Genomic DNA, 363 nt, shown 5'->3' with positions numbered 1-363 from the left:
GAATAATCCCGAGCTATAAGCCCAAGGTGCTTGCAGTCAGCAGATATCAGCCAGCAGATATCATCAACAGACCACCCCAGATGGAACACATGCGCAAGCCATGAACGAGGATAATCCCCCCCATCATATGACTGAGCTTTGATGACCCTTTGGGCCTCTAATTTCGTATATGAACGACCTACGGATTCCATCCGAGACCACCAGTCTTGGCGGTCTTGTGTTGAACCCTCGCCATCAGTTGTGTTATAATACTGATGTGGGTCGGGTTGTGACGTTCCTGCGTCATGAGCCTTCTCCTAACCTATCGGGCTTCTTCGATGTAATCCGCCAAGATATCCATCGATTTAACCTCGACTCACATTA

General features: G+C 48.8%; 1 protein-coding gene. It reads right to left on the bottom strand.

Annotated features, from left to right (window positions below):
* On the bottom strand, window positions 1-191 hold a 191-nt coding region (locus tag KP705_RS19485; RefSeq protein ID WP_215765504.1), incomplete at its 3' end, for a hypothetical protein.
* Window positions 192-363: the final 172 nt, after the last annotated feature.

The sequence above is a fragment of the Gluconobacter sp. P1D12_c genome, from assembly GCF_018812105.1.
Taxonomy (GTDB): Bacteria; Pseudomonadota; Alphaproteobacteria; order Acetobacterales; family Acetobacteraceae; genus Gluconobacter; species Gluconobacter oxydans_A.
This window is presented reverse-complemented; position numbering and strand designations above follow the sequence as displayed.